General features: G+C 50.2%; 28 protein-coding genes. 6 read left to right on the plus strand and 22 right to left on the minus strand.

Annotated elements, in window-relative coordinates; all coding sequences use genetic code 11:
• Positions 1 to 12: 12 nt before the first annotated feature.
• The 11 genes from KNP81_RS08435 to KNP81_RS08480 form a co-directional block, all read right to left on the minus strand.
• Positions 13 to 1,395 (minus strand): barstar family protein, encoded by a 1,383-nt coding sequence (locus KNP81_RS08435; RefSeq protein ID WP_214719600.1) that lies wholly within the window; start codon positions 1,393 to 1,395, stop codon positions 13 to 15.
• Complete coding sequence (locus tag KNP81_RS08440; RefSeq protein WP_214719601.1) at positions 1,383 to 2,087, minus strand: hypothetical protein; 705 nt, start codon at positions 2,085 to 2,087, stop codon at positions 1,383 to 1,385. Before KNP81_RS08440 ends, KNP81_RS08435 begins: the two co-directional genes overlap by 13 nt.
• 13 nt (positions 2,088 to 2,100) lie before the next feature.
• A complete protein-coding gene (locus KNP81_RS08445) occupies positions 2,101 to 3,162 on the minus strand; it encodes a DUF58 domain-containing protein (RefSeq protein WP_251128922.1) in 1,062 nt (353 codons plus the stop codon).
• 2 nt (positions 3,163 to 3,164) lie between these two features.
• A complete protein-coding gene (locus tag KNP81_RS08450) occupies positions 3,165 to 4,088 on the minus strand; it encodes an AAA family ATPase (RefSeq protein WP_214719602.1) in 924 nt (307 codons plus the stop codon).
• Positions 4,085 to 4,858, minus strand: coding sequence for a hypothetical protein (locus KNP81_RS08455; RefSeq protein ID WP_251130315.1), 774 nt, complete (start codon positions 4,856 to 4,858; stop codon positions 4,085 to 4,087). The genes KNP81_RS08450 and KNP81_RS08455 overlap by 4 nt, the downstream gene beginning before the upstream one ends.
• Before the next feature lie 392 nt (positions 4,859 to 5,250).
• A complete protein-coding gene (locus tag KNP81_RS08460) occupies positions 5,251 to 6,222 on the minus strand; it encodes a DUF2268 domain-containing putative Zn-dependent protease (protein ID WP_214719603.1) in 972 nt (323 codons plus the stop codon).
• 244 nt (positions 6,223 to 6,466) lie between these two features.
• Positions 6,467 to 6,904, minus strand: a complete 438-nt coding sequence (locus KNP81_RS08465; protein ID WP_214719604.1) for a DUF3916 domain-containing protein — start codon at positions 6,902 to 6,904, stop codon at positions 6,467 to 6,469.
• A gap of 50 nt (positions 6,905 to 6,954) precedes the next feature.
• Positions 6,955 to 7,170, minus strand: a complete 216-nt coding sequence (locus tag KNP81_RS15260; protein ID WP_251130316.1) for a hypothetical protein — start codon at positions 7,168 to 7,170, stop codon at positions 6,955 to 6,957.
• Positions 7,158 to 7,445, minus strand: coding sequence for a hypothetical protein (locus KNP81_RS15265; protein ID WP_251128925.1), 288 nt, complete (start codon positions 7,443 to 7,445; stop codon positions 7,158 to 7,160). Before KNP81_RS15265 ends, KNP81_RS15260 begins: the two co-directional genes overlap by 13 nt.
• A gap of 109 nt (positions 7,446 to 7,554) precedes the next feature.
• Positions 7,555 to 8,148, minus strand: a complete 594-nt coding sequence (locus KNP81_RS08475; protein WP_214719605.1) for an Imm64 family immunity protein — start codon at positions 8,146 to 8,148, stop codon at positions 7,555 to 7,557.
• A gap of 64 nt (positions 8,149 to 8,212) precedes the next feature.
• Positions 8,213 to 9,475 (minus strand): NCS2 family permease, encoded by a 1,263-nt coding sequence (locus KNP81_RS08480; protein ID WP_214707809.1) that lies wholly within the window; start codon positions 9,473 to 9,475, stop codon positions 8,213 to 8,215.
• A gap of 779 nt (positions 9,476 to 10,254) precedes the next feature.
• Here KNP81_RS08480 and KNP81_RS08485 point away from each other — a divergent pair.
• From KNP81_RS08485 to KNP81_RS08495, 3 genes are read left to right on the plus strand one after another with little or no spacing between them, the layout of a single operon-like run.
• Positions 10,255 to 10,815 carry a VanZ family protein gene (locus KNP81_RS08485; RefSeq protein ID WP_214719606.1) on the plus strand — a complete coding sequence of 187 codons (561 nt, stop codon included), beginning with the start codon at positions 10,255 to 10,257 and terminating at the stop codon, positions 10,813 to 10,815.
• 20 nt (positions 10,816 to 10,835) lie between these two features.
• On the plus strand, positions 10,836 to 11,516 hold the full coding sequence (locus KNP81_RS08490; RefSeq protein ID WP_214690918.1) for a response regulator transcription factor: 681 nt from the start codon (positions 10,836 to 10,838) through the stop codon (positions 11,514 to 11,516).
• The gene (locus KNP81_RS08495) at positions 11,506 to 12,648 is read left to right on the plus strand and encodes a sensor histidine kinase (RefSeq protein WP_251130317.1); all 1,143 of its coding nucleotides are present in this window, start codon (positions 11,506 to 11,508) and stop codon (positions 12,646 to 12,648) included. Before KNP81_RS08490 ends, KNP81_RS08495 begins: the two co-directional genes overlap by 11 nt.
• Before the next feature lie 142 nt (positions 12,649 to 12,790).
• Here KNP81_RS08495 and KNP81_RS08500 read toward each other — a convergent pair whose 3' ends face one another.
• The 5 genes from KNP81_RS08500 to KNP81_RS08520 form a co-directional block, all read right to left on the minus strand.
• On the minus strand, positions 12,791 to 14,293 hold the full coding sequence (locus tag KNP81_RS08500) for a PH domain-containing protein (protein WP_214719608.1): 1,503 nt from the start codon (positions 14,291 to 14,293) through the stop codon (positions 12,791 to 12,793).
• On the minus strand, positions 14,290 to 14,799 hold the full coding sequence (locus tag KNP81_RS08505; RefSeq protein ID WP_214719609.1) for a PH domain-containing protein: 510 nt from the start codon (positions 14,797 to 14,799) through the stop codon (positions 14,290 to 14,292). Before KNP81_RS08505 ends, KNP81_RS08500 begins: the two co-directional genes overlap by 4 nt.
• A 74-nt stretch (positions 14,800 to 14,873) precedes the next feature.
• A complete protein-coding gene (locus KNP81_RS08510) occupies positions 14,874 to 15,512 on the minus strand; it encodes a WGR domain-containing protein (protein ID WP_214719610.1) in 639 nt (212 codons plus the stop codon).
• A 58-nt stretch (positions 15,513 to 15,570) separates the two neighbouring features.
• On the minus strand, positions 15,571 to 15,996 hold the full coding sequence (locus tag KNP81_RS08515; RefSeq protein ID WP_214719611.1) for a hypothetical protein: 426 nt from the start codon (positions 15,994 to 15,996) through the stop codon (positions 15,571 to 15,573).
• A 110-nt stretch (positions 15,997 to 16,106) separates the two neighbouring features.
• The gene (locus KNP81_RS08520) at positions 16,107 to 17,198 is read right to left on the minus strand and encodes an FUSC family protein (RefSeq protein ID WP_114166163.1); all 1,092 of its coding nucleotides are present in this window, start codon (positions 17,196 to 17,198) and stop codon (positions 16,107 to 16,109) included.
• Positions 17,199 to 17,370: 172 nt separating this feature from the next.
• Between KNP81_RS08520 and KNP81_RS08525 the strand changes: the two genes are divergently transcribed.
• Both KNP81_RS08525 and KNP81_RS08530 read left to right on the plus strand, forming a co-directional pair.
• The gene (locus KNP81_RS08525; RefSeq protein ID WP_214719612.1) at positions 17,371 to 17,991 is read left to right on the plus strand and encodes an NAD(P)-dependent oxidoreductase; all 621 of its coding nucleotides are present in this window, start codon (positions 17,371 to 17,373) and stop codon (positions 17,989 to 17,991) included.
• Between the two features lie 17 nt (positions 17,992 to 18,008).
• A complete protein-coding gene (locus KNP81_RS08530; protein WP_214719613.1) occupies positions 18,009 to 21,389 on the plus strand; it encodes a dynamin family protein in 3,381 nt (1,126 codons plus the stop codon).
• A gap of 160 nt (positions 21,390 to 21,549) precedes the next feature.
• On the opposite strand, the gene KNP81_RS08535 is transcribed toward KNP81_RS08530, so the two are convergent.
• Positions 21,550 to 22,116, minus strand: a complete 567-nt coding sequence (locus KNP81_RS08535) for a histidine phosphatase family protein (protein WP_214719614.1) — start codon at positions 22,114 to 22,116, stop codon at positions 21,550 to 21,552.
• A 219-nt stretch (positions 22,117 to 22,335) separates the two neighbouring features.
• On the opposite strand from KNP81_RS08535, the gene KNP81_RS08540 reads away from it, so the two are divergent.
• Positions 22,336 to 22,881 (plus strand): ATP-binding protein, encoded by a 546-nt coding sequence (locus KNP81_RS08540; protein WP_214719615.1) that lies wholly within the window; start codon positions 22,336 to 22,338, stop codon positions 22,879 to 22,881.
• Here KNP81_RS08540 and KNP81_RS08545 read toward each other — a convergent pair.
• The 5 genes from KNP81_RS08545 to KNP81_RS08565 all read right to left on the minus strand — a co-directional run bounded on the left by KNP81_RS08545 (position 22,875) and on the right by KNP81_RS08565 (position 26,075).
• Complete coding sequence (locus KNP81_RS08545) at positions 22,875 to 23,240, minus strand: hypothetical protein (protein ID WP_214719616.1); 366 nt, start codon at positions 23,238 to 23,240, stop codon at positions 22,875 to 22,877. The genes KNP81_RS08540 and KNP81_RS08545 overlap by 7 nt on opposite strands.
• 61 nt (positions 23,241 to 23,301) lie before the next feature.
• Positions 23,302 to 24,282, minus strand: a complete 981-nt coding sequence (locus KNP81_RS08550) for a Gfo/Idh/MocA family protein (RefSeq protein WP_214719617.1) — start codon at positions 24,280 to 24,282, stop codon at positions 23,302 to 23,304.
• A gap of 19 nt (positions 24,283 to 24,301) precedes the next feature.
• Entirely contained in the window at positions 24,302 to 24,778 is a 477-nt protein-coding gene (locus tag KNP81_RS08555; protein ID WP_214719618.1) for a GNAT family N-acetyltransferase, read from the minus strand.
• 6 nt (positions 24,779 to 24,784) lie between these two features.
• Positions 24,785 to 25,267 (minus strand): SRPBCC family protein, encoded by a 483-nt coding sequence (locus KNP81_RS08560; RefSeq protein WP_214719619.1) that lies wholly within the window; start codon positions 25,265 to 25,267, stop codon positions 24,785 to 24,787.
• 13 nt (positions 25,268 to 25,280) lie between these two features.
• Positions 25,281 to 26,075, minus strand: a complete 795-nt coding sequence (locus tag KNP81_RS08565) for a hypothetical protein (protein ID WP_214719620.1) — start codon at positions 26,073 to 26,075, stop codon at positions 25,281 to 25,283.
• Between the last annotated feature and the right edge of the window lie 224 nt (positions 26,076 to 26,299).

The following is a 26,299-nucleotide window of genomic DNA, read 5'->3' on the forward strand; positions in this document are numbered from 1 at the left end:
CCACTCACGAAGTTAAAACCGCTTGATTGAACCGTTTACATGATCGAAAAAGTGATATACGTCGCGTGTATCATGCGCTAGTACGAAGTTTCCGAAGATGTGAGGATGAAATTCTCCTAGGAACGTCTCAAGTGTTTGTACAGACGTGGGTGAAGAGAAAGGCTGCCACAACCCTTTTGCTCTTGGAATCTTTAGTTGAGGCAGAAGTTTGTCTTCAATTAACTTTTCCCATGCTGTGTCATATAGCGTCAATCGATAGACCTTCTCTCTTAGACCAAACGTTCCTCCGAGACAAAACGTCAATTCAATTGGAAACGATCCTCGTATCACGTGGTGAAAGAACGTCTCGTAATCCGCTGTGCTAATCGACTCAACAGATTCAATTGTCATCCCTTGGAGTGTCAGTCCCTCACGGTAAGAACTCACGAGCCAATCCGTTTCATTTGAGAACGTGACGACGTCTTGGCGCTCTTTGTCACGGGAAAGCGTCAGCCATGGGGCGATCTCCTCAAGTTTGCGAACGATGCCGAATGTGACAGACTCCTCTTCTAAGCGTTCAAACGAGAAACGATGTCGTTTCGGTAGCCGTACCGAAGTCTTCCGTTCCACGCGTAACGGGAACTTCGCGCTGGCCAAATGTCGATAGATCAGACGATTTTCCTCCCCTTCCTTCAGCGCATACTGCGGTAAAATAAGGATCTCTGTTCCATAATAGATGATTCGACACGGTTTCAAGTCCGGCTCGTTGTCATAATCCTTAAAATAGGTCGCGAGCATGTCTGCCGTTTCAGGCAATCGCTGCTCAAACTCCGTCCAACCGTATAGCTCCACGATGTCCGGCAATCCGTACTCATCGGTGATGACATCCCAAAACGCGTCCCAGTTCATTCCATAGTGCGAAGGAAATTGTAACTGTTCTTTTAACAGTTCATGTAACTCGGTTTCCGTCGCGATGTTGGAGACGTCTAGCGTCACACGAGTGGTTTGGTCTCTCTGTTTACACACCTCAATCGGATGCATCCAGACATACACCGTCTCGACAACTTCATATGGCGAGACATCTATATAGACGTCTCGCGTGAACGGATGCATGGCGAGGTAACGCAATACCACTACATCCGTAAAACCCTCACCAATCTGCACATCATCTGGATGAAACGAGAAGATGTCAGCGGCTTGTCGACGGATCGAGCGATAGACGTCATCAAGCTCTTGATCATAGACACGGTCGAATTCGTAACGGTCCACTTTCCATAACGTCCCACCATTCGAACGTGATAAACTCTCCGTCTTTTGTTCTAATTCATCCGTGTGCACCGCATGTCGACGCACAAATAAAGCCGTGGCCGCATCGACTTCATGCAACCACGGACGTTTCGCATTCATCTTTTCCATCGCCTCCGGTACAAAAGATAACTGAGCGGGAGCCCCGCCAACAACGCAAAGCCAAGCATCCAATAGGATTTCGGCTCTTTCGTCTGAACATCACTAGAACCACTAGTAAGGGCATCCTCCGCGGAACTTTGAGTGTTTGAACGTGTCTCGACCAAGAGTTTCTGATACATCTCGAGCGTGATCGTGTCTCCGCCGATGAACCGTTTCGCATCGGTCGTCAAGGCGGTCAACGTCTTTCCATCATAGTCAAACCAGGCATTCTCTCGCGCGGAATGGACCAATGTACCGGACACATCAGCTAAGGCAATGCCCAACTCGTCGCCATACCCGAACGTGGAGAAGGCGAAGACACCCGGCTCTTGCTCGTACGTTCCGATGACGTTTCTCGCTTCTCCGTCCTGTAAGACGGCCGACACGTGCTCATCGCTAGGGACGAACGTGCACGTCTCGTCTGACGAGTAACAGGATTTCTCGGCAATCATCACTTCATGGAGCGGACCGAACGAGATGGCTCGGCTTTCCGTCAAGTGATAGTTACTCGGGTCGTCTCCTTCGATATGGTCGAGGACGATTGACTCGAAATGTTCTTCAGCGAAACGGTCCGCGGATCGTTCTGTCGGCGCGGCAATTGATGACGTAGCACCGAGCGTGAAGATCCCGGCTAAAGCGAATGTTTTGATCAGGCGGAACATATCTTTACTCCTTTCAACCGACAGACATCTGCTTGAGCAGTGACGCGTCAATCCGAATCAGTTCCGCATGCGGATGCTTCTGTCGCTCGATGATTTGATTGAACCGTTTCGAAGCGACGAATCGATCGGATTCATGAATCGAGGCGAGGCGCACAAGCGCAAGCCGCAACTGCTTGCCACCGTCACTCATCCGTAGGTGGTCGATATGATTATCAGCATCGAGCCGATTAATGAACAGCTCGACTTTACAATCTTCCTTCACTAAATAGGATACCAGATATGCGGCCTGTTGAATCAACTCTTCGTAACGGGCATGGAGGCCATTCCCTAGCGGACCGCTCAAGTCGAGCACGAGCGTGAACGTATCGAGGTTTTGGCGTTGATACACTTTCGCCTGAAGTTTTCCTGTCTTGGCTGTAGCGACCCAGTCAATCTGTTTGACCGGCTCTTGCTCATACCGTTTTGTGCTTTGAATCATCAACGGGTCGTTGAGCGGTGAATGTTTGACGAGTCGGTCCCCCATCCGTACCAGGCGTGAGTTAAATCTGTTCTGTCTCGTGATGGATGGGAGTATGATCCAGGATGGAAGCGTATGATCTGTGACGAAGATGGTGCCAAGCCAAAACGGGAGCCTGAACTGAAGTGTACATTCATTGACTTGGACGGGCCCGCGCTGTTTCGCATGGATTGGAAGCGAATAGGTCGATTCCTCATGAAGTTGAATGACATGTACGCGCTGATTTTCGTCAAACGTCAAGCCGTGTCCCGTGACCAGGCGGACCGATGTCGGGATTCCGAGTTCTTGGAGACGTTCGACACCTGTCACCTCCATTCTTAGCGAGACACGGTCATTTACGAACAACAACTGCTCTTTCTGGTGGAACGATAAACGTGTCCCTTCGACAATTTTCTGCGTCAGCCATTTCCGAATCAGCATCAATCCTAGAATTGCGCCAGACAGATAAGCGAGCGGCCACACATATGGGAACCATATGAACAGAAGTAGGATTCCGGTATAGGCCGGCCATAGCTTGTCGTCTAAAAGTGACGGTGTGCTCACTTCGACTTGTCGCATCTTCACACCTTCTCGACCGGTACATCGACTCGCTCCAAAATATCAGCGAGAACTTCCCGTTTCGTCGATTTCACGTCCCCTTCGAGCGTGAGCGTCAAGCGGTGTGTCAGAACATGCGTCGCGACGGCTTGGACATCTTCCGGGGTCACGAATTGACGGTCTTCGATATAAGCGTAAGCTTGAGACGCCTTGACGAGGGCGAGCGTCGCGCGAGGACTGGCTCCGACTTCGACGAGCGGATGAAGTCGTGTCTCTTGGATGAGGGCGAGCAGATAGGTGACGACGTCGTCATGGATACGGACCTCCTCAACTGCTCGCTGCGCTGCTAAAAACGTTTCGGACGACATGAGGGCATGAACGATGTGGCGTGTCTTAGAAATTGTCTGAAGAATCAACTGTCGCTCCTCCCCTGCTTCAGGATATCCGACTTGAAGGGACATCAAGAAACGGTCGAGTTGAGCGTCGGGCAAGGCGAACGTCCCTGCCGATTCGATCGGGTTTTGCGTCGCGATGACGAAGAACGGTTCCGGCAGTTGATTCGTGACTCCGCCGATCGAGACTTGCCGCTCTTCCATCGCCTCGAGCAAGGCGGATTGTGTCCGGGGGACGGCTCGGTTCACTTCATCAATCAATAAGATGTTGGTAAAGATCGGTCCTGTCCGATTTTCGAACGCCTGTGTCTGCATGTTGAAGAAGTCAGAACCGATGATATCGGTCGGAATCAAATCGGCCGTGAATTGGATGCGCGTGAAATCAGCTTCAAAACTCTTGGCAATACTTTTGGCAAGTAACGTTTTCCCGGTACCCGGGACGTCCTCTAACAAGATGTGCCCGTTCGCGAGTAGCGCCGTGCAGCAGAGGCGCGTGATTTCAGGTTTTCCGAGATAGATTTGGTCCAATTGTTCCAATACGCGTTTGATGGTCATAAGGGTGGCTCCTTTTCTAAACGAAGTAAATAGGCATCAAGCTGTTGTTTGAACGCTTCTTCACGTTGTGGCGTGATCTCGACTTTGTCATAACGGGTCTCTAAATAGCTCCGAAGCGAGGCGTCGAGTTGAATGCGGCTCGCCCAGGCGGATAACGTCTCGAACGTCCGTCGACGTTTTTCTTGCGGTAGCGCTTGTTCGAATTGAATCAAATGTTGCCGCAACGGGGAATCTGGTAGCGGATGAGCGGAGCGTTTTGCCTCTTCGAACGTTTCGTCTGTCTCTTGCCTTGAGTGGATCCTCTCGTCTATCGGAACGGCTTCCCTCCCCTTTTTGTGGAAGGGTCTACGCCACATCCATACACCAAGCAAAAGAAGGAGGAGGGCGCTGACAATGTAAGGCAACAGGGAAAGGCGATCGGATTCGCTTGTAGATGGTGTACCATATGACGGAGACGAGTTATTCTCATCTTCCCTTGGTGTGCCGCCTTCATCATCTGATGGCCCAACAACCGCTCCTGCTTCAGAAATACCGGGCCCGGGATCTGCGTCACTACCATCTCCACACCAAACATCCGTATCGACGACCTCAATTATCCCAAACAACTTTCGCTTGTCATGACAATCCGTGACCCAACTTGTGATGGGGCTCCCTGAAATGTCCAACCCTTTGAAGTAGGTATAAGCAAGTTGACCTGAAAATGAAATAAGTGCGACAACCAGTAAAGAAATCAAGACTGCTGATACAAACAGAACTTTGGCTTTTCTCATGTAACGACCCGTATGTGAATATGTAGATCCGACTGCATCTCATTCAACGGCTCCTTTCATTCATCGATTCCATTTAATCCTTTTTTTGGAAAAAGTGTTTGGGAGGATTATAGCATATCGGAAATGCAAGTCAAATATGGTTTTATCTCGGGTGATTTTCATTCTAGGACAAAACAATGGCTCTCATCAGTTCTTAAATTAATCATATGTTCCCTTCAAGCACGGTTAAATTCGGATTCATATGAAATTGATTTCTACTCGTAATGTATTAGGACCTTTTATAGTCACAACTCAGTGTTCTTTCCTTCGAACAAAAGCCCCAATCAATAAAGCGAACTGATTGGAGCCAGATATCACGACTGCGATATTTTGGAATTATGTGACTTGTTTCGTCATTGTTGAAGAATCTCCTGATATTTGTAGCCTTCTAAGATTTCATGATCTTCTTTGAATGTCCAATCTTGAATCGAGAGCTCTGGATTTGATTCTAAGTAATGGTCGAGGATGTCTTTTCCTAAGATATAGTTACTCCAGCGAGGAAGATTCTTTTGCTCATTACCGACAACAAAATCGTTAAATGTTATTTCATAATCATTAACAAGGCTAGCTACATGCTCTTTAGTTTTCTCATCCATTGGTTCATGCCAGGGAGGTGAGACGCCTTTAACAATTCGATCTGCAAATGCATCTGCCTTCCCTTCTAATATGACAGAATTTAAAATCGAACTAATCATAAAGTTTGGTGTGTCCCGAAGAATCAAGTGATGATATTCATGTGCAGTCGCATAAGCAAGAATATTTTTATCGAAGTCTTCATTCAGATAAAAGACAAAAGAGTCTTTATATGCATTTCCACTAACCCCACCCAGTGACTCACCGATAAATGCAAATTCTGAATTGATTGGTACGAGGAAAATCGTACTTTTCTTTTTAGGAAGTACCTTATGTGAAGCGGTGTAGGTTTCTATAATCATTTCTTCAATTTCTTCATGTTTGCTCATCAATATATCGATTCGATTTAGGAGTTCTTGCTCATAGGATGTCGATTTCATTAAAAAGTTGCCTTTCAAATCTGCTGTTCCGAACTTCTCCTCTTCTCCAATCTCCTCTATGTAATCAAGAACAAATTCTTTAAAAAATTTTCTTTTCTGTTCTGTATCGTTTGTCTCAAGTGATGCTTCCAAATATTTTTGATATTGTGTGTAAAGTGGAACAATTTTCAATTCACTATCCTGGTTGATTTTCATGGTCTCAGGTTGCATGTCAATATGTTCTTTATCAATTTCTACATTTTCTTCATCACCCAAACATGCTGATAACAGAATTAAAGGAATGCAAAGTAAAATGATAGTCAATTTTTTCAATTGAACGTCCTCCGTCTCTTTTTAAACCATCAAGCTTTGATCATGTTGATACTTTTTTCTCTCCGTAAGAAGTAGTTTTGTTATATAAATCACCCTTCTCATATATGTTAAATTGTACCATATTTTCTATCGATGCCCCTTCTAAATGCTTATATGGTACCTCGAGACTGCCATAATCATTTTTTACGTTCACGTTGGGTGTTGCACTTAATTTTATAATTCATCTCACAAAAAAATTGCCCGCTTATTGAACGAGCAACCAGACTTCCCCGCTATGTGTGTAATCCTCGTCTTGAATCAGCTCATGGAACCGATGTACCTCGACGTTCGCCGGAAGCATGAATCGCTGTAGGCACACAGAGTCCACTGGCAACCGCGTCCACGTCTGCTCAGACGTATCGCGTTCCATGAACGCCTTTAGTCGTGCGTCGCTTTCGAATACGAGAAGTTCGGATTGCCAAAGCGTCGGCGGGTCAATCAAGACGACGACCCGGTAACTCTCCTGTTCTCGAAGGCGCACAAGCTGAGTTCCCCCTTCTAACATCGCCTCGATGACGGCGTGCTGGATTCGGCTATTCTTCTCGATTGACAGTAAGAACGATTGATCAATCGGAATTTTGCTATGCCAATACCCGTTATGGAACGTCGTCGGAAACGAATGGGTCTGATCATTGATATACATGCGTAACCTTTTCTGTCTTCGTCTGACACCCCGTATTTTCGTTCGTCTCTTCAAGACTTCGTCCCTAAGACCCCGTCGACTTGTTGCTGATGGTGCCGGTCATGTTCGATGAAATCGGTGACGATATAGGCAAGCGTATACGGAACACCGTCATGCGGAGAATGGGTCGCCCCGTTTGCCGTCGTGTGCGCAGTCAACGTCTCTTGACGCAAGGACCGCAGTGTTTCAATGAGCGAACCTCGACTCGTTTTGGCTAACCGGAGCACCTTTTCTCCAGAGAGATCCGTTTCGCTTTTTGGGTCGCTCGCGCGTTAAATGAGTCGAATTCAGGGAAAATCATGGCTTCCCCGGTCTTGACGGCCGGGACGATGACGTTCAACAGATGATTGTCCCAATGGGCGATGTGAAGGACGATTGCTTTGATTGACCATTTGTCGGTTGCAATCGATTTTTCCCACGTCGATCCATCCAATCCCGACAATGTGTTTAACCAGTCTATATAGGATGCAAACTCGTCGATGACATCTGAGGTTTTCGTCATAAAAGTATCCTCCTTCGGTTATAAGCTAAGAAAATTGTATCATGTTCCGGCCGCTTAGCACTGAGCTTCGTCAATCAAGGAATGATTGATTGACGTGATTGAGCCTCACTTATGCATATAACGGGATAGACCTCTTCATATTGGTTTGAGGAGTCATCCCGTCGATTGAAATTGAACCGTAAGTTACCATCACGCCTTGTGGTGACGGGACCATAAAAAGAGGGAACGTATCCAACCAGTCCGCTGATGTCGGAAACGCATCAGGTGCCCAGTCGAGCTCAAGTTCGTGCCCGGCAAGCGCGTACGAGAATGGCATATGGCGATACACGTCAACGAGCAGTCGTTCGATTTTCTGTGTGAAGACGGGTCTCGATGCAGGGTGTGAGACGATATCATTCCACTTTATATCGATGAGAATCCCGACATAGGTGTCCATCTCTTGAAGGGACACGGTCATCGTCATGTCCACGTCTCCAAAATAGTTGCTTCGTAAATGGATAGATCCGTAATGCCCAACCTGAGCAAAGTCGGTACCTGTCGTTGTCGTCCAACTAGTGCCCGCCTTATCCTGACTGTATGTCACGTTTATGATTTCGCCACCGCTACTTAACAGTTCCGCACATACATTTTGAGCAAGTTCAGGTAACGGATAATGGCTCGGATAAGCCATCCCGATGGAAATGAATCCGCCTGCTTGATCCATTCAAACACCTCCTTTGTTTCATCATACAAAAAAAGCGGTACCGTATACACGGTAGCGCCCTATCTTATAGCCAGACTGGTAAAGAAAAGAAAACTAAGAACAATACGGTCAAGACACCGACGACCGGACTGAGCGACCGATAGCCCTTCTTGAACAAGACGATCATCGTATAGGCGATGAATCCGAGCCCGATGCCATCGACGATGGAATACGTGAACGGAATCATGATGATGACGAGAATCGCCGGGAAGGCATGCTCCCAATTGTCGAGCGGGAGATGCTTCACGTTCTGGAACATCATCATGCCGATGATAATCAACACCGGCGCGATCGCCGTCACCGGAATGATGGCGAACAGCGGCAGCAACAAGAGTGAGACGACGTACAGGCCAGATGTCACGAACGAGGCGATGCCGCCCCGTGCGCCGACCGAGATGCCGGCCGCGACCTCGACCGTCGAGACGGTCGGGCTCGAGCCGAACATGGCACCGGCCATCGTCGACAACCCTTGGGCGACGAGCCCTTTCGGTGCGTCCGCATCCTTGCCGATGGCGCGCGTCTGATTCTGAATCAGGCTGATGTTCTCGATCAGCAAGACGAGCGTCAACACGCCGACGGCGACAAGGAAGATCGGTGACGCCGACTCGGCGAACGAGACGTTGCCGAACACGGTACCGAACGACTCGAAGAACGGCGTGAGCGCGAACTCACCGGTCCAGTCGAGCGTTCCCATGACGGCACTCAAACCGACCCCGAACGCGATCGTCCAGAGGAAGCTGCTCGGTCCCATCTTCAAGAAGAGCAGGATGGCGACGAAGAGCGACAGGAACGCGACCTGTACCGGTCGTTCCCCAAGGTCTCCGATGTGAAGCAGTGCCCCGCCACCGCCCGAGACGATCCCCGCCGCCTCGAGCCCAATCAAGATGAGGAACAGGCCGAGCCCGACCGTCAATCCGTCATGAATGATCGGCGGGAACGCGTTCGCGAGTTTCCTTGCCACTTTCGTCACCGTCAACAGGACGACGAGCGCCCCTGAGACGAACGAGACGGCGAGCGCACCTTGCCAGCTCAGCCCCATCTGCAGGACGAGCGTGTACGTAAATAGCGCGTTGATGCCCATCCCGGGTAACAGGAGCAGCGGCAAGTTGAACAGCCCTGCAATGAACGTTCCGATGATGCTTGTCAAAATCGCTCCGACGAGCGCTCCCTCGAACGGGAGTCCGGCTTGTGTCAAGATTGCCGCGTGAACGGCCGGGATGTATGCTGTCGCCAGAAAGTTTAGCACGCCCCCGTATGTTTCTGTTTTCCATTCTGTTTGTTTTGCCATAGGAATCAATCCTTTATTGGCACCCTCACCCACCCATGTGGTTATACACACGAGATTGATTATATCCTGTCTGACCTCTGACATACAAGCTATTATTGGTTCAAATCCATCTTTGGACCCAGTCATGAGACCTATTCGGACGAAAGGTTCATTTTATAAAACAAGAACAAACGTTCCTGTTTTTAGCATCTTTTTTGACGAGAATCTGCTATAATGAAGAGGCAGGTTAACGCAGCAATAGTGGGGTCAGCCGCCAAGTCCACAATGGAGGAAGGCGGTGGTGCGGATGGAACAACTATGGACCTGGGTCGGCGACTATGTGATCGTCCCGATCCTCGCTCCGATCATCGTTCACTTGGTTTTACACCAAACATCCGATCGTGCAACGTCTGAACGCACAAAAAAATGACCCCCTCGGCGCAATGAGATGGGTCACTTTCTGATTCTCTAACCATTGTGGCGGCTGGGACCACTCTTAAAGTGGTAGCCTGTAAGCCAGAGGCCGGTGTGTCCAGCACCGGTCTCTTTCTACTTGCATCATACCATACTTGTTCCCATTTTTCAGCAACAGAAACGCGAAAACGGTGAAGTTGACGTGACGAATGATATCGGGACGCCCGACATTATTCCGAGAGCAAGCTTCTTGATTGATTGTTCTACAGTTCGAGGCAACGCAAAGCGCTTTGCCTTTTTTAGATTTCATTTATGACTCCTTTAAGAATTCTTTAAATCTGCCATCTACACTGAAGACAGTTCAAATTCTTAGGAGGTTTATTCCCATGTATAATCAGAATTATTCAGTTATGTTCACAATCGAATCAGGAGTCGTTCTCATCCCACTCGCCATCCTCGGACTCATCACGTTACTCGTCTGGTCGTTTCGCAAGAAACATGTAAAAGTCACACAAACCATTTTACTTCTATCATTCGGGATATACTTATTAGGTGTCCTTCACTTCGTTTTTTTCCCGATTGACGTTAACTTAGGAAAATATGCGAACCAAGTACCATGGTGGAAAACGATTAATTTTATTCCGATTTTGACCATCGACTTGTATTCGTTTGTGTTGAATATCGTGATGCTCCTCCCGTTCGGCTGTTATCTTCCATTTTTGAAACCGTCGATCACGAAAAAAGAAGTACTTAAATTAGGATTTCAGTTTAGTCTGATTCTTGAACTGATTCAATTATTGGTGCGTACGACACTAGGCAGTGGACGAAGCACGGATGTGAATGATTTATTGGCAAATGCGTTCGGCGCGCTCTTAGGGTTCTTACTCGTTCGCTTCGTCGTCCAATACGCTCCGTTCCGACGTTTGTATCAGAATTTCCAACTTTAATTCGCGAGGGAGTTTCAAGCATGACAAAAATCTTGTTAGTGGATGATGATGTCCAAATCGCAGAACTGATTGATGTGTATGTAAAAAATGACGGGTATCACACGACGATGGCAACCGATGGGGAAATGGCGCTTGACTTGTTCAACCAAGAATCGTTTGACTTAATCATTTTAGATTGGATGATGCCTCGGATGGATGGGCTTGAATTTTGTAAGCGTGTGCGCCAGACGAGCCAAATTCCGATCTTAATGGTCAGTGCCAAAGTAGGTGATATGGATAAGATATTGGGATTGACGACGGGAGTCGATGACTACATCATCAAACCGTTCAATCCGCTCGAGTTGATGGCACGTATTAAAGCATTGCTACGCCGTTCAAACTATAACCGACCAAGCAAGTCCTCAAGTGTACAAGCTGGCCCCTTCCTCATCGATCGAGCCAGCCACACCGTCATGATGCAAGAGCAGACGATTCGATTGACAGCACGTGAATTTGAGATTTTGTATTTACTAGCGAAACATAAAGGCCGGGTGTATAGCTCTGAAGAAATATTTGAGGCTGTCTGGCAAGAGCATGGCGTCGGGTCGAATCAGACGGTGATGGTTCATATCAGTAACATCCGTGAGAAATTACATGCCGTCGTGCCACATGAGGTCATCATTCATACGGTGTGGGGAGTGGGATATAAAATTGAGACATAATATATGGCGCGTCATAACGTTCATCCCGATGTGGAAACGTCTGCTGTATGTATTGATTGCGTTTGGGGTCGCCACACTGAGCGGTGCTCTGTTACTGCCTGCCGTGTGGTACTTCGAGGAGTCATCACGATTTATGGAGAGTCTGATCATCGTGTTGTCGTATTTCCGGGAAGGTGTCATCGTCATGTTTTACAGTCTGATGGTCATCGTTTGTCTCGTGTTGATTTATCAATATGAGCGTAAACGGTATTTACAGTTTCACATTGAGCGGATGACTTCACTTGTCGAAGAACTCCATGCCAATCGTGATTTGGTTGAACCATCTGTCCCGCCAGAGCTAGAGCAGTTGATGGCGACTGTTCGCGCCATCTCGGACAGTGCAGCAAAGGCGGAGCAGGAATTGGTTCAAGCGGATCGTTTGAAGCACGAGCTCGTGGCCAACGTCGCCCACGATTTGCGCTCCCCGCTCACGTCAATCACGGGTTATCTTGACTTGATTCACAGCGACCGTTACCGGGACGAGGTGGAGTTGCGTCATTACATCCAAGTCATTCATGAGAATGCGACCCATCTGAAAGGCTTGATTAACGATATCTTTGACTATACATTTCTGCAAAACGACCGAATCGCGCTGCAAACAAGTGAGGTCCGTCTCGATGAATTGCTCAATCAGCTCATCATGCAGTCGACGTTACGACTCTCGGAAGTTGAAATGGAAGCTCGATTCAGTTCCTCAGCCAAACGACCCATCGTTGAGGGTGATGCGTTGAAGCTCGTGCGCGTATTCGAAAACATACTCGAGAATGCGATTCGTTACGGGCGTGACGGAACGTATATCGATACGTTCATTGAAGATACGGATGAAGTGGTTCTTATCAACATGACGAATTACGGCGAGGAGGCCATCCCCTCACGTGACATCCCATATGTGTTTGAACGATTTTTTAGAGTGGAAAAGTCACGCGCACATTACACCGGCGGATCAGGTCTCGGTCTCGCCATCGCCAAGTCCATCATCGATTTACATGAGGGCGAGATTCACGTGACGAGTCAACCAAGAGAAACGACGTTCACAATCATTCTCCCTAAAGTCTCTTCCAATGCTGTTCATGAAAAATCATGGCTCGTGTGACCTACACGCGCCATGATTTTTCATGAACACAAAAGAGAATCAACTTCAAGCTTATGTCGGAGCGATCCCTCAAGCCGATTAAAAAAGACGAGCCACTCGCAACACGCGAGGGGGCTCGTCGATCACCTGACTGGGTTATCCGTTAGCCCGGTGTTTTCATATCTTCCTGTACCGTATAGCGGGAGAACCAGTTCAGCATGGCCTCCGCCTCTTGTTTCGGGATATCTTCAATCAACTCATACGCTAGAACACCGCGAGTCGAAAATAATACGTTACACACATCGAAACGGCGTTGAAGCGGCGTCTGCGTCACTTGAATCTGTTCGATTCGCGGCTTGTCCGTCAAGAACGACGTGACGTTGAAGGCACCGGTCCGTAATTCGATGAAGCGACCGTTCCGGGCGTAGCGTGTCGTCATATAGCTCAACAGGCGGCCGCCGATGATGATGGCCCACAGCAGAATGAGCCACCAAGCGTAATCGCGGAAGAAATACAGCACGACACCCGAGACGATAAGTCCGACCCAGCTGATGCGTAGCAGTTTGACCCAGAGGGAACGCTTCGGCAAACGATATAGCGTGTCAGACCAGACGAACTGGTCGAAGTGCTCGTTCAACACGGTCATCGCCCGCTCCCGTTTCACGAACGGGAGGATGGTTGACGATTCGTCTTTCAACTCGTCCATCGTCCCGGCCGCGACGAGTTCGACACCGACGATGTTGAACCAGCGCCGAATGAACGTCTCTTTGACCCGGACCGCTTGAATCTTCTCGTATGGGATCTCTTTAGCGGAACGGTTGAGCAGTCCTTTCTCAACGCGGATGCGGTCCCCGCGTCGTTCGAGCCGGAAGTTCCCGTATTTCAAGAAGTTGATGACCATGCCGATGACGACCGACAATATCAGGACCGTCAGGACGAGCAGGCCGATGGCGATGATGGACGCGTGGACGACCCAATCGCCGATCGTATCGAACGTCCCGTCGAGATTGATGAAGTCATCGATGGACGAGATGATCGTCGAGGCGACCGGGAAGATGGCGAACACCGACAGTGACGTCAACGAGGCGATGATGATCTCTCGGGTCGAGAGGGCGTACAATAAACGACTCGTCGGTTTTTCAATCGTCACCGGTGTTTCGGTCACGTCCGTCTCCCCTTCTACCGGTACGTCGGTCTCGGTCTTGCGGTGACGGACCTGGTCGAGGATGTCTTCGAGCCGTTTTGCCTCATTCGGGAAGACGCCAGCCAATTTGAACGAGGCGTCGTCACTGTTCGCGTTCGTATCGAACGTCAATTCGACGACACCGAGCAGCCGGTACAAAAATGGGCTGTTCGAGTGGACGCTCTGAATCTTATAGAGCGGCAATGACTTTTCTTTCTTGATCCAGTTACCGTCGATGACATATACCGTCTTCTCGTCGAGCGCATAACGGAAGTTGAGCCAGCCGAAGAACTTCTGCAAAATATCAAGCAAGAGGAACAGCAGAATCCCGACGCGCAGGATGATGCCGAACGTCGAACTCCAGTCATTGTTGATGACGAACAACAACACGAGCGGGATGATGAACGACTTGATGACCTCTAAGACACGCAACAGCAAGACGCGACTCGGCAGCCGATGCCACGTGAGGGCGGCTTCTGTCATATGACATCCTCCTCCTCGATGCGGGCATACACCGCAATCTGTTCCCGGAGCGACTTCGCGAACGATTCTTCAATCGCGAAGATGTCATGTGACCCGGCGGCCGTCCCGATGGTGATCGTCTGCAGACCGTACTTTCGAAGCAGCGGTCCTTGTTGGGCGTGGACGTATTGTACTTTCGTCATCGGGATTAACACGTCGTTTGTCGTGATGACGCCGTGATGCAAGCGAATCTCGAGTGGTTTCACATCATACGTGAACCGCTCTTGCTTCCATTTTTGGAAGACGACGATATCAATCACACTATAAATGAGGTCGATGGCGAGTAAGGCGTACATCGTATATTGCAACCATGTCGGCCAGTCAAAATAGAGCGCGGCAGCGACGAGGCCGCCTGTGATGACGAGCCCGATGAGATAAAAGATGGCGCTCGACAGTCGGAACACGGTGCGTGCCTCGATTGGCAATGTGCCGCTGAATGTTGTCGGTGTTGTTTCTATGTCTGACATTGGTGTTTCCCCCTAACGATTCGGAGCATATGTCCGTTCTACCTCTAGTATACGGCGCACTCCCTAAAAAAGTTTCAAATTGAGGTCGGGAAACTGCTCAACTGCACGCTCATCAATTTAAACCGCGGTCTGTCTTCTGGTTCGACTTGCTGGATAAGACGGTCGAGTGCGGCAACGCCTTCCTCCTGTAGCGAAACGTCCAGATGACCGGTCAGTTTAATCGATGCGAACGCACTCGACATGACGGCGACGTCACAGTCGAATCCGTATTCATATGTCACCCAGTCGTCAGGGCTCGATACATCCCGCTCCATCCAGCCCGAAACGATGTCGTACGCACCGACGAGGAAATCGATGTCCCGTTCTTTTCGGATTGCGTCCTCGAACATCACGAGCACGTCGGCGCCTTCATCACTGCCGAACGGACTGTACTCATCCGTACAATCCAAGTAGAAGTCTTCCTGAAAATGAGCATTGAACCGAGGATGTGCGGTGAGTTGGTCGGGACCGACTTCCGGGTCGTCGACATAAATCAAGTCGTCCCAATCGGTATCGGTCTCGACGTACCCTTTCCGGAGTTTCTGACGAATCAGCTTGTCCGCTTCTTTGCGGCAGATACCGTCGGATTCAAAATACTTAATTTGAACTTTACCAATCGTCCCGAGTTTTCCGTAATGGACGGCGAACTCGTCGGAACCGACGCGATGTTCCAAAACTTCTTGGTGTGTTGTAGGTACGTTTTCATCAAAACCTCCAGAATGATATATGAGTTCAGTCAAGTGCGGGTAGGACAAAGAGACGTTTTCTTGGTTTGAACGTCAGAATTTCCTCATGAGTTTTCCCTTCTTCTTCTACAGAAATTCGTAGCGTGTAGACACTGGTCGGATTCGGTTCAGTACCTAAAAATGCAAATTCATACGAGTTGCTTTGATCCATCTCAATTGGATGGGTCATAATATCCCCCGTCAGTTGGATGTCGTTCTCATAAAAAGATAGATTGACGATGACACCGTCTGACTCCTCCCATTCCACCTGACCCGCCCACGTCTCTTTTAAGGAATGAGAAACCGTATAAACCGCATCAAACTTCCCGTCACTTGAACTCGCAATAAGCTTGGGCGGAAGGGTCAATGAGACAACCATCCAAATTACAAATAAAAGAATAACAAGGCCTATACTTACTTTCTTATTCATCATGCTGATCCCTCCCTCATTACTGCACGCCTCTCATACATTCAGCGACAACTTCCGGTATTCCTTTTCGCTCCATAAAAAAAGCCAAGCCGCTTCTGCGACTTGGCGATTTGTTAGTCTTCAAAGAACCACTTCTTACGCGGTTCCACTTTCAGGTTGTCCCCGTGCTTCTTCATCTCGGTTATGAGGTAGCGTTCGAGCTCATTCATCGCCTTGACCCAATCTGTCATCGTCGCGACGAGCGGGACGACGGTCAGGATGAGGTCTTCCTCTTCATCCCGCATCTTCTCGATCATCAACTTCGCGAAGTCGAAGTTCTCATGGATTAAATCCTCTTCCCGGTCGATGATGTGCTCGTTTTCTAATTCATAAGCCGAGAATAGACGCTCATGCCGTCTGAGCAAGTGCCGCATATGACGCATCAGTTCGTCCTCGAGCTGGGGCGGTAGATGTTCGAGCGTCAGAAAATCGTCATGCAGCTTGTCGAGCACGTGGATAGCGGCACTATTCGTATCAATCATCTTCGACTTCAAGACGGCCCGGCGATAAATCGGCGTCTTCTTCTCGAGCCAGCGGTTGGCTTTAATCTCTTCTTCAAAGAAGTCGTACGTCGTCTTTGAGGCTCGATGTTTCTTTTTCGTCTCATCGAGTGACTCAAATGACGAGCGTCCTCCCTCTGTTTCCGAGAACAGTCGCGCGATGCGGACGGCCATTTGGGAGACGGTCGCGATCTCGTCCTCAAGCTTCCGCTCATAGCGCGGCGGGAACAAGAGCGCATTGACGACAAGCGCCACGGTGATCCCCATCATGATGAGCAAGTAACGTTCACCTGCGAACATCCAGACGGGCATGTCCGACTGGCTCGCCCCTTCCATAATCAGAATCGTCGTCAAGATGACGGTCCGGGTCGTCGACTCGAGGTTCAAAAAGAGAAGGATCGAGATGGCGATGATGATGACGACTCCGATGGCGATCGGTGTCGGGTTCGGCGTCAACATTAATGAGAAGACGGCGAGCAAAGCCCCGATCAAGTTCCCTTTTAGTTCTTCTAATAGCCGGACACCCGTCTGATAAACGGACGGCAATAACGCGAGCGAGGCCGCGAGTGCCGGTACGACAATCTGTTGAAATTGAAATGCCTCGGCGATGAGCAATACCAAGGCGACGGATATCCCGGTCTTGATGGTTCTAGCTCCAAATCTCATGCGGTGTCGACAACGAAGTGTCTTCCTCCCTTATACACGTCTTAACTTTTTGTATCCCACTTACCCTGCCCTGAAACCTCACAACTTCAAGCCGTTGTCTCCTGTTTCGATAGCGCTTCCGTGGTATGATGGCGTTGGATATTTTCTTTAATCTTGATTGGGAGGGGTTTACTTGTCAACCATTGCTTTATTTGGAGGGAGCGGCCGCACGGGGATGCGGTTGCTTGAACGTTTGTTAAAAGACGGCCACGACGTCCGACTCTTGTCACGTCGCGAGGTTGAACCGAGGGATCGTCTCACGGTCATCATCGGTGACGCGACCGATGCGGATGCCATCGCAGAAACGGTGAAATCGGCCGACGTCGTCATGTCGGCGCTCGGTACGGATAAGCAGGACGTCTTGTCCCGCTTCACACCGCTCATCATCTCAGCGATGCAAGCAGCCGGGATTACGCGCATCCTGACAGTCGGGACGGCCGGCATCTTGCAGGCACATGATTCTGACAACTATCGTTTCGAGACCCGTGAGTCGAAACGTTCGATGACGACCGCGGCCGAGGATCACGCCCGGGCATATGAACTGCTCGATGCATCAACGCTCGATTATACAATCGTCTGCCCGACCCAATTGATTGAAGACGCGTCCGTCGGGAACATCGTCATCACAGCTAACGTGCTCGGGACACAGAACTCGGGACCAATCTCGCGTGACGATGTAGCAGATCTCGTCATTCAAGCCTGGGAAAACAACTCATATCGTAGACATCGCGTCGGCATCACGACGGAATCATAAGTAGGGGATGGGGAATTATGAACGAACAACGCATACGCCTCGCGCAATTGACCGACGTATTTGACACACAAACTGAGACCGAGTCGGCTCGTCTCGCCAAGACCGCACTCCGAAAAGTGACACAAAACGAGATTTGGATCGCGGTCTGTGGTCATTTCTCGGCCGGTAAGTCGACACTTCTCAACAATTGGCTCGGGGACGGTGTGTTACCGACGAGCCCGATTCCGACGAGTGCGAATATCGTGACGCTTCGACATGGGGAAATCGGGGCATCCGTCGCCGTCAACGATACAGATTGGATTCGACTCGCGCCGGATGAGCTCGACCGTTTGAGCGACTACTGCAAAATCGAAGAGATTAAAGAAGTCGAGTACGCCCTGCCCCGCTTCCCGTTTGGAAGCGACGTTGTCCTTATGGACACGCCTGGGATTGACTCGACCGATGAACGGCACCGTCAAGCGACGGAACGCTCGCTCTTTCTCGCCGACCATCTGTTCTTCATGATGGACTACAATCACGTCCAGTCCGAACAAAACATCAAACTGATGAAACAGTTTAGCGCCGAAGGACGTCCCTACTCGATCATCATCAACCAAATCGATAAGCACGATGAAGGAGAGCTTCCATTCAGCACGTTCAAGCGTTCGCTCGAGACCGCCTTCACCCGTCACGCCATCAATCCGGACGATATGTTCTACATCTCGCTCCGTGAGCTCGATCACCCTGAAAATGAGGTCGAACGCCTCCGGACGTACGTCCAAACCGTCATCGACGCCGCGCGGGAACATGCGGAAGCGCGCGCCGACTTGCTCGTCGACACGTTGCTCGCCCGGTCCACTCGTGCGAACGACGCGCTCCTGAACGAGTTACCGGTCATCGAGAAGCAGCCGACGGAGATTCAAGCCCGCCTGCAACGCCTCGATAAGAAAGCGATTTGGCTCACCGCGTTCCGTCGCGAGTTCTTCAAACACCAGACACCGATCGTCGCGAGCGCGCCGATCATGAACTATGAGTTCCGTGAACTGTTGCGGGACTATCTCGAGAGTTGTGCGCCGGAGTTCAAGGTCGGCCTGTTCTTCTCAAAAGACAAGACGCGCCAGGAACGGCTACGTCGTGAAGAGATCGCTGTCAAGGAGTTCAACCGATTGATCGATACGAACCTTCGCCCCCACTTGATCAAGTACGCTGAAGACATCGTCCGCGATTTGAAACTGCCCGAGGCGATTTTGTCCCGTCCGGATACGTTACCGACTGCACCGAGCACGCTCATCAGTGACCAAGTGAAGTCCGGCGCATCGCTCAGTGGTGACACGGTGCTTCAATTCAGCCGTGACATCGAGTCGGCCCTCGCCTCTTGGGTGACGAAAGTGTCCGAACCGTGGGTCACGTCCGTCGAAACGTATCTTGAGGCCGAAGGTAAAGACCGAATCCATGCCATCGAGACCGAGCAAGACGAATTGTATGACATGCTCGACACGTTGGCGCTACAACGTCAGCTGGCCGAACAGAGAGACGAGCTCACCCATTACACGACACGTGACCTCTCGGATTCGCGTTTGACGGACCTTGAGACCCGTCACTACGTCACGGCCGACCAATTACCGCAGAAACAAGTCGAACATCAGCAACAAGAAGTTGCCTCGACCTCGCTTCTGGTGGATGATATCACCGCTTTGTCGTTTGATTTTTCTTATGAATATACGGTATGTGAAATATTAGAGAACCATCCGTTATTCAAGTCACGCGTCAAGTCGCTCCGTCATAAATTGGCCCGGGCCGAATCCGAGACATACACGCTCGCCATCTTTGGGGCGTTCTCGTCCGGCAAGTCGTCGACATTGAACGCGTTGCTCGGTGAGACGGTTCTCCCGACGTCACCGAACCCACTGACGGCGTCGATCACGAAAATCGTGCCGCCGAACGGCCGCGCCAACAAGAGTGCGTTGATCACGTTCAAGACACGTGCCGAACTCGAGGCCGAGCTGAACGGTTACGGGGCGTCACTCGACGCACTCCATCTCGACCACCCGTTCGTCAACGCTGTCAAGAACGCTCCCCTGTCCTATCTCGGTAGCCAGGAGACGGTCGACTATGACACGTTCTGCTCGTTCGTCACGGAGGAAGAGAAGAGCTGTATCGTCAAAGAGATCGAGCTCGCCATCGACTCCCCTTGGGCCGAGCGTGGCATCATCTTCGTCGACACGCCAGGTGCCGACTCGCAGTTCAACCGTCATAGCGAAGTACAGTTCGGTTATATGCGTGACGCCGACGCCGTCCTGTTCGTGACGTATTACAATCACGCCTTCACCGAAGCCGACCGAGAACTCGTCATCCAGCTCGGACGCGTCCAAGGGACAGGTGACCATCACATGTTCTTCCTCGTCAACGCGTCCGATTTGGCGGCGGATGAGGCGGAACGGCTCGCCGTCACCGATTATGTGTCGAACCAGTTGACGAAACTTGGCGTCCGTCATCCGACGGTGCTGCCGATTTCGAGCCGAAACGCCATCCAGGGCACGGACGCCGGGTTCGACCGATTCTCGGCCAAGCTCGAGCAATTCGTCGACCACGATTTGCGTCAGGCGAACGCGGTCCGCATCAAAGACGAGGCAGAAGCCCTCGTCGCCGCGTTCGAGGACGTCGTCCGCGAGGCCGAAGCGGATGCGAGCGTCAAGGCGGCCCGCCGTGACAAGCTCGAACAAGTGCGCACGTCTGACAATCGTCTCAACGTCACGACGCTCGAAGACCCGTTCAAGCGCGAGACGGGCGAGTTGCTCGCCCATCTCGAGACGCGCTCGCTCCTCCGTCTGTCGGACTTCGTCAAGGAGACGTTCCATCCGGTCGAGGTGGATGGGTCGAAGGCGAGCCTAGAGCGCGCCCTCATCCGGACACTCGACAAGTATGCGTATGACATCCATCAAGAGTTGCAAGTGTTCCAATATCGGCTCGAGCGCTTCTTGAAACGGGAGACGGAACGCTTGATCGAGCGCGAGACGCTCAAACTGCGTCCGCTCTTGCCGACGTTGTCGTTCGAAGACGACATCGACATCGATTGGCTCCGCGACGCCGTCGACCCAATCACGTTCGAGGCGGCCCCGTTCCGTCCAGTCTTGAAGCACTATAAGAATGCGAACCAGTTCTTCGAAGGCGATGGCCGGACGAAGTTGCGCGACGACTTGAGCGCCCTCTTGAAGACGGCGGTGCGTGAACAGCTTGCGCGCGTCGGAAGTCATCAAGTCGAACGGACGGCGACGCACCTTGCCGCGCTCGAGACGACGCTCAGCCAGGACTGGGACCGTGAAGTGAACGACCTCGTCGCCGGTGAATTGAGCGTGCTCTCGGACCGACAATCGTTCCAAGACATGACACAGCGCCTCGCTGCGCTCAGAAAGGACTGAACGCATGGGTTCTTTGTTGCTCGTCGGATTGATTCCGGCCGTCATCATGACGGTCGCACTCGGCTTGTTTATCCGCCATCTGTATCTGAATAGAGAGTAGACTTTGAAGGATGGGACCGAAACCGGCCCCATCCTTTTTTCACGTCGTCATAAACCGACTTCAAACCACTCCTTGACGGTCCCAAAGCTTTTCGACGCTCAATAGTTCTTGTTGATTGAACGTCACTTTATATACGTCCGGCATATGGAGTTCTTTCCAGAACGTATAGCCATACTGTCCATCAAAATAATTAAGGATCAGCACCATGATATTCCCGTGCGTACCGATTGCGATTCGCTTTTCTTCGTATTGGTCGAGTAGTGACTGAATCGCACGGACTCCCCGCTGTTGAGCGACAACGTTCGATTCGCCGCCTTCCCATGCAAAAGTAGGATCTTCCCACACTCTCGTCATCGCCAGGGTAAAATTCTCGGCCGGCTCTGTCGTCAACATCCGTTCCCGCAAATCGTCCATGAGTAGCACTTCTGTCCCAATCTGGTCAGCAATCCCTTGGACGGTTTGAATAGCTCGTTTATATGGACTCGAAACGACGAGATCAATCTTTTCTTCACTCAAGGTGTTCGTGATGTTACGGACGTCTCTCTCTCCCTTTTCAGATAAGGGTCTCGTCCATTCATCGGCTGTATATGTAGAGTGTGCATGTCTTACGAAATATAAGGTCGTCATGTCATCGTCTCCCGTTCTATGGATGTCATCATTCACTATTATTCCACTGAAACTTATTGTAAAATTATCCAGCGTGACTTCATTATAATCCTCAAAAAGAGGATAACGCCTACATATTTTTTTCCGATGAAGACGGACATCGAAGTTGGAATGGTGAGAATATACCGTAGGAGTTCACGATGTAAGCCGCAAAAATATAGGTTGATGGGAGAGGCAAACATGAGAAGCAGAATTCACATACTCGGCGCTTCGGGCTCCGGCACGTCAACACTTGGCGACGCGTTGGCGAACGTCCTGCCGCATACTCATCTGGATACGGACGATTATTTCTGGATCAACAAGTTCACCGAACCGAGACCTGTCCCTGAACGACGCGAGATGCTCAAGGAAGAGTTGCTCCAATCTGAACAGTGGATTCTGTCAGGGTCACTTGTCGGCTGGGGCGACTGCTTCATGCCCTATTTTGATTTGGTCATCTTTTTATGGATTCCGCCTGACGTCCGCTTGGCCAGATTGCAACAACGGGAACTCGAGCGCTATGGTGAGGAAGCACTCGCTGGCGGTAGCCTATACGAGCAATCACAAGCGTTTTTGAGTTGGGCCGCCCTTTACGACCATGCCGGGACAGAAGTTAGAAGTAAGTCGTCGCATGAACAATGGCTGGCTGAACTGGCTTGTCCCATCCTAAGAATCGAAGGCGACTACTCGACCGAGGAACGAATCGCGATGGTCATGGATGTGTTAAAACAGAATCAGCATCAATGATATTCCTTCCCAATCCTGATTTTGGTGAAATGAATTTCAGCGCTTGCGGGAGGGAACAACAGATTACAGACGAACACCTCGGTCCCATCCAACATGTAACTCGAGACAGCGATATCGTGCATAAAGTAAGGTAGCTGTAATCTAGATAATTCTTTGATGGGTGCCACCCGGTCGTTCAAAGGAGCAACGATGTCCACTTTGATACATCCTAAAAATTCGATCTGGTGATGATAACTCTCATTTTCTTCTTCAATTTTGATTAACACTTCATCCCCGTAGTACCGACAATCACACCCGAGCACACGAGCATCCCAATAATATATCTTTTCAATCTCCTCTAAAATCTCTTGTACGTTCATTATTGTTCCTCACCTTCTATTTAGAATAAGAGCCTCGAGTATGTGTGCTCGAGGCTCTTTGTTATGCGTCAGCCGGGTACCGCACGTCGATGCGCTGCCGGATATCGGTCATGACGTCCGCGAGTGTGAGCATATCGGCAAACGAATGGACCTCGGTCTCCCGCTCCCCTGCTTCAATCATGTTTACGAACGTCTGAATCTCATACGTCATATGGCTATCCTGTTCTAAACCGAGTTCGACGGTCGCCCCGTCTCGGCCAACGAATGTCAAGCGGTCGAGCGAACCGATATCGTCAATCACGATGCGCCCCGCTTCCCCAATGATTTCGGATGGGGCGTCCGTGCCATGGATTTTCGAGTGGAGCACGATGATGTCCATGCCGTCATACGACAAGATGGTCGAACCACTGCCGTCGACACCTGACTCGAGCTTGACGGCGTTGGCATGTAAGCCTCTCGGTCGTCCAAAAAGTTTCAAAGCCGGGCCGAGGCAATAGACGCCGAGGTCCATCAGTGAACCGTTCGAGAAGGCAGGATTGAACGTGTTCGGGTTGTCCCCGTGCTTATACAAGTCGTAGCGTGACGAGTATTGCGACTTGTTCAAGATGACACGCCGGACCGGTCCGACGCGATGGAGTTCTTGACGCAACACATCGAAGTTCGGCATGAATAGATTGCGGAGCGCTTCGAGCAAAACGACGTCATGTTCGCGCGCCGTCTCAAGCATCTGTCTCACTTCCTCAACGTTCGAGGCGAACGGTTTCTCACAGAGAACGTGTTTGCCGTGACGCATAAAGAGCAGGCTCTGCTCAGCGTGGAGCGAGTTTGGGCTCGCGATGTAGACCGCATCAATCAACTCACTGGACGCCATCTCCTCGAGTGAGGTGAACGTGTTTGGAATATCAAATTCTTCAGCGAACGTTTTCGCGCGCTCGTCTGTCCGGGAATAGACGGCGGACACGGATGCGCCTTCGACTTCATGGGTCGCTTCAATGAAAGAACGGGTGATAAAGTTTGTGCCGATGATACCGAATCGAATCATAGGAAAATCCCTCTTTTCTTTAGGTTGTGATGATTTTGCTAAGGACGATTTCGTCATGGAGCGGGATGCCGTGCTCACCGATAACGGGAATCGACGGTTTATGTAGCCTGGCCGCATCGACCGCACCCGGGATGATCCGTGCGAGGCGCCAGCCTCGGCGTTGGTAAAAGGAGAGCGCACGCAGGTTGTCGTTCGTCGTGATGAGCGACAGCCGTACGAGCTGATGTTGCTTGGCCACTCGCTCGACTTCATCGAGGAGCGCCGAGCCGATGCCACGCTTCTCCTGGAGACTGTCGAGCGAGATGATCTCAATCTCGTCTTCCCGAATGACATACGTGACGAGGCCGATGATGACGTTTGTTTCCGACCAGACGAACCCGTCAAGCGTGGCGCAGTCATACTTCCCGGTCGAGATGACCATCTCAGGTGAGCCCCAGGCATCGATAAAGAATGCACGGACCGCGTCACGCGTCGAAGAGGTAATCGGTTCAATCATCGCAAATCACTCCGCCTCTCGGGCAGGTGACGGTTTTGGCGCACTCGCCTCGGCGTAGATGCGGAACTGTTTGAACTGTTCATCGTAAATCAGGCGAATCGCCCATTTGAACGCCTTTACATACAGGGCATATAGCCATGACGAAGGGATGAGTGAGATGCGAATCGTCACATCCGTCCCGTCTGTCGTCTCGCTCAACGTATACGTCGCAATCGACACCCCTTGATTCGTCACCGCCTGCACCTCGCATTCGTGAGGACGATTGACATGGGTCAACTCGGATTCGACCCGAATCTCTTTTTTCTCGAACTGTTGGACCGAGATGAACCGTTTTCCCGTCACGAGTGAGGCGTCACCGTCCTCATAAATATTTTCGATCAAATGGTCGTTCCATTTGATGATATGTTCGTCTTCTGCGAGACAAGCGAACGTGTGGTCAGTCGGTGCGTCGATTGTCATCGTATATGTAGCCACTTCGAGTTGTTTCAAAATCAAATCCCCCTTAAGAAATCCTTTTCGGATAACGGATATACTGTCGTTGTCCCTCGATAATTGCTTTATTTTTATTGATTAAATGGTCATAATTCAACTTAACCATTTGGTCAAAATCATTGGCCTCGAGCACGTCTAAGGCCTCCATGTTTTTTTGCATATTTTCTTTTCCGACAGCAATCCCTTTTATGAATTTCTTTTCTTCTCGAGACAGGCTGGACCATTCTTTCGTATTTTCGAGAAACGCCGCGAACGCTTGAATGTCTTCACCCTGACTCGTTAAAATCTTCAACGTTTGATATTGATAGATGTCTGCTAGCACGGCGAATTCTTTCATCTTAGACAAATCTGTGTCCGTAATGTGCTTTCGGATTAATACGTCATCGTTATAATACGCCGTATAGTCCTGAAGCATCTGATTAAACGTTTGTTGAATCTCCCAAAAGTGAGCAAACGCGTCTCGCCCTTGTTGAACCTGCGGGCTCGCGTTCATAATCGGAATGTCTAACGGTTTCGTGTAATAAGAGATCGGAATGTTTGCGCGGTCCGTCGCCATACGCGATAGGTTGCCGCTTAAATCGGCAAAATAAGACAGGTTCGGCTGCGCAATCAGTACTTCGTCCACGTTCTCTTCCCCGATTGTGAAGTAGGCGGTTGCCACCGATTGATTGTTTCTCGTAAAACCCGCCATGTAATATGGCGTTCCATTTACCATCCAAAAGACTGGATTGACAAACACGCCTTCGGTCCATTTCGTTTGTTTCTTCGCCTTTTTCATAAGTAACTTCGTTGTTTGATCCCACATCGTTGAATCTCCCCTTTTAAGTCATGTGGATGTTCCATTCTTCGTCCCCTAAGAGAAACGAACGTTAACGTTTATGTAGCCAATTCGAGTTGTTGCGACTCAGTTTTCCTTCATCGGTATAGTATCCCATTTTCTTTTCATAGAAACATATTTTGGACTTCGTTCAAGACTAACCGAGGTGGCAGACTGTTGCATGGTTTAGATTAAGATAAGCTCTACTTCAA

It is taken from the genome of Exiguobacterium sp. s149, from assembly GCF_018618395.1.
GTDB classification, from domain to species: domain Bacteria; phylum Bacillota; class Bacilli; order Exiguobacteriales; family Exiguobacteriaceae; genus Exiguobacterium; species Exiguobacterium chiriqhucha.

Excerpts from the sequence above, each read along its gene's own strand:
- KNP81_RS15265 (WP_251128925.1), bottom strand. The coding sequence starts at position 7,445 with ATGACGAAAACCTCAGATGTCATCGACGAGTTTGCATCCTATATAGAC.
- KNP81_RS08500 (WP_214719608.1), bottom strand. The coding sequence starts at position 14,293 with ATGACAGAAGCCGCCCTCACGTGGCATCGGCTGCCGAGTCGCGTCTTG.
- KNP81_RS08455 (WP_251130315.1), bottom strand. The coding sequence starts at position 4,858 with ATGAGAAAAGCCAAAGTTCTGTTTGTATCAGCAGTCTTGATTTCTTTA.
- KNP81_RS08485 (WP_214719606.1), top strand. The coding sequence starts at position 10,255 with ATGTATAATCAGAATTATTCAGTTATGTTCACAATCGAATCAGGAGTC.
- KNP81_RS08490 (WP_214690918.1), top strand. The coding sequence starts at position 10,836 with ATGACAAAAATCTTGTTAGTGGATGATGATGTCCAAATCGCAGAACTG.
- KNP81_RS08530 (WP_214719613.1), top strand. The coding sequence starts at position 18,009 with ATGAACGAACAACGCATACGCCTCGCGCAATTGACCGACGTATTTGAC.
- KNP81_RS08520 (WP_114166163.1), bottom strand. The coding sequence starts at position 17,198 with ATGAGATTTGGAGCTAGAACCATCAAGACCGGGATATCCGTCGCCTTG.
- KNP81_RS08550 (WP_214719617.1), bottom strand. The coding sequence starts at position 24,282 with ATGATTCGATTCGGTATCATCGGCACAAACTTTATCACCCGTTCTTTC.
- KNP81_RS08475 (WP_214719605.1), bottom strand. The coding sequence starts at position 8,148 with ATGGATCAAGCAGGCGGATTCATTTCCATCGGGATGGCTTATCCGAGC.
- KNP81_RS08445 (WP_251128922.1), bottom strand. The coding sequence starts at position 3,162 with ATGCGACAAGTCGAAGTGAGCACACCGTCACTTTTAGACGACAAGCTA.
- KNP81_RS08555 (WP_214719618.1), bottom strand. The coding sequence starts at position 24,778 with ATGATTGAACCGATTACCTCTTCGACGCGTGACGCGGTCCGTGCATTC.
- KNP81_RS08545 (WP_214719616.1), bottom strand. The coding sequence starts at position 23,240 with ATGAACGTACAAGAGATTTTAGAGGAGATTGAAAAGATATATTATTGG.
- KNP81_RS08480 (WP_214707809.1), bottom strand. The coding sequence starts at position 9,475 with ATGGCAAAACAAACAGAATGGAAAACAGAAACATACGGGGGCGTGCTA.
- KNP81_RS08505 (WP_214719609.1), bottom strand. The coding sequence starts at position 14,799 with ATGTCAGACATAGAAACAACACCGACAACATTCAGCGGCACATTGCCA.
- KNP81_RS08515 (WP_214719611.1), bottom strand. The coding sequence starts at position 15,996 with ATGATGAATAAGAAAGTAAGTATAGGCCTTGTTATTCTTTTATTTGTA.
- KNP81_RS08465 (WP_214719604.1), bottom strand. The coding sequence starts at position 6,904 with ATGTATATCAATGATCAGACCCATTCGTTTCCGACGACGTTCCATAAC.
- KNP81_RS08540 (WP_214719615.1), top strand. The coding sequence starts at position 22,336 with ATGAGAAGCAGAATTCACATACTCGGCGCTTCGGGCTCCGGCACGTCA.
- KNP81_RS08440 (WP_214719601.1), bottom strand. The coding sequence starts at position 2,087 with ATGTTCCGCCTGATCAAAACATTCGCTTTAGCCGGGATCTTCACGCTC.
- KNP81_RS08535 (WP_214719614.1), bottom strand. The coding sequence starts at position 22,116 with ATGACGACCTTATATTTCGTAAGACATGCACACTCTACATATACAGCC.
- KNP81_RS08450 (WP_214719602.1), bottom strand. The coding sequence starts at position 4,088 with ATGACCATCAAACGCGTATTGGAACAATTGGACCAAATCTATCTCGGA.
- KNP81_RS08435 (WP_214719600.1), bottom strand. The coding sequence starts at position 1,395 with ATGGAAAAGATGAATGCGAAACGTCCGTGGTTGCATGAAGTCGATGCG.
- KNP81_RS08565 (WP_214719620.1), bottom strand. The coding sequence starts at position 26,075 with ATGTGGGATCAAACAACGAAGTTACTTATGAAAAAGGCGAAGAAACAA.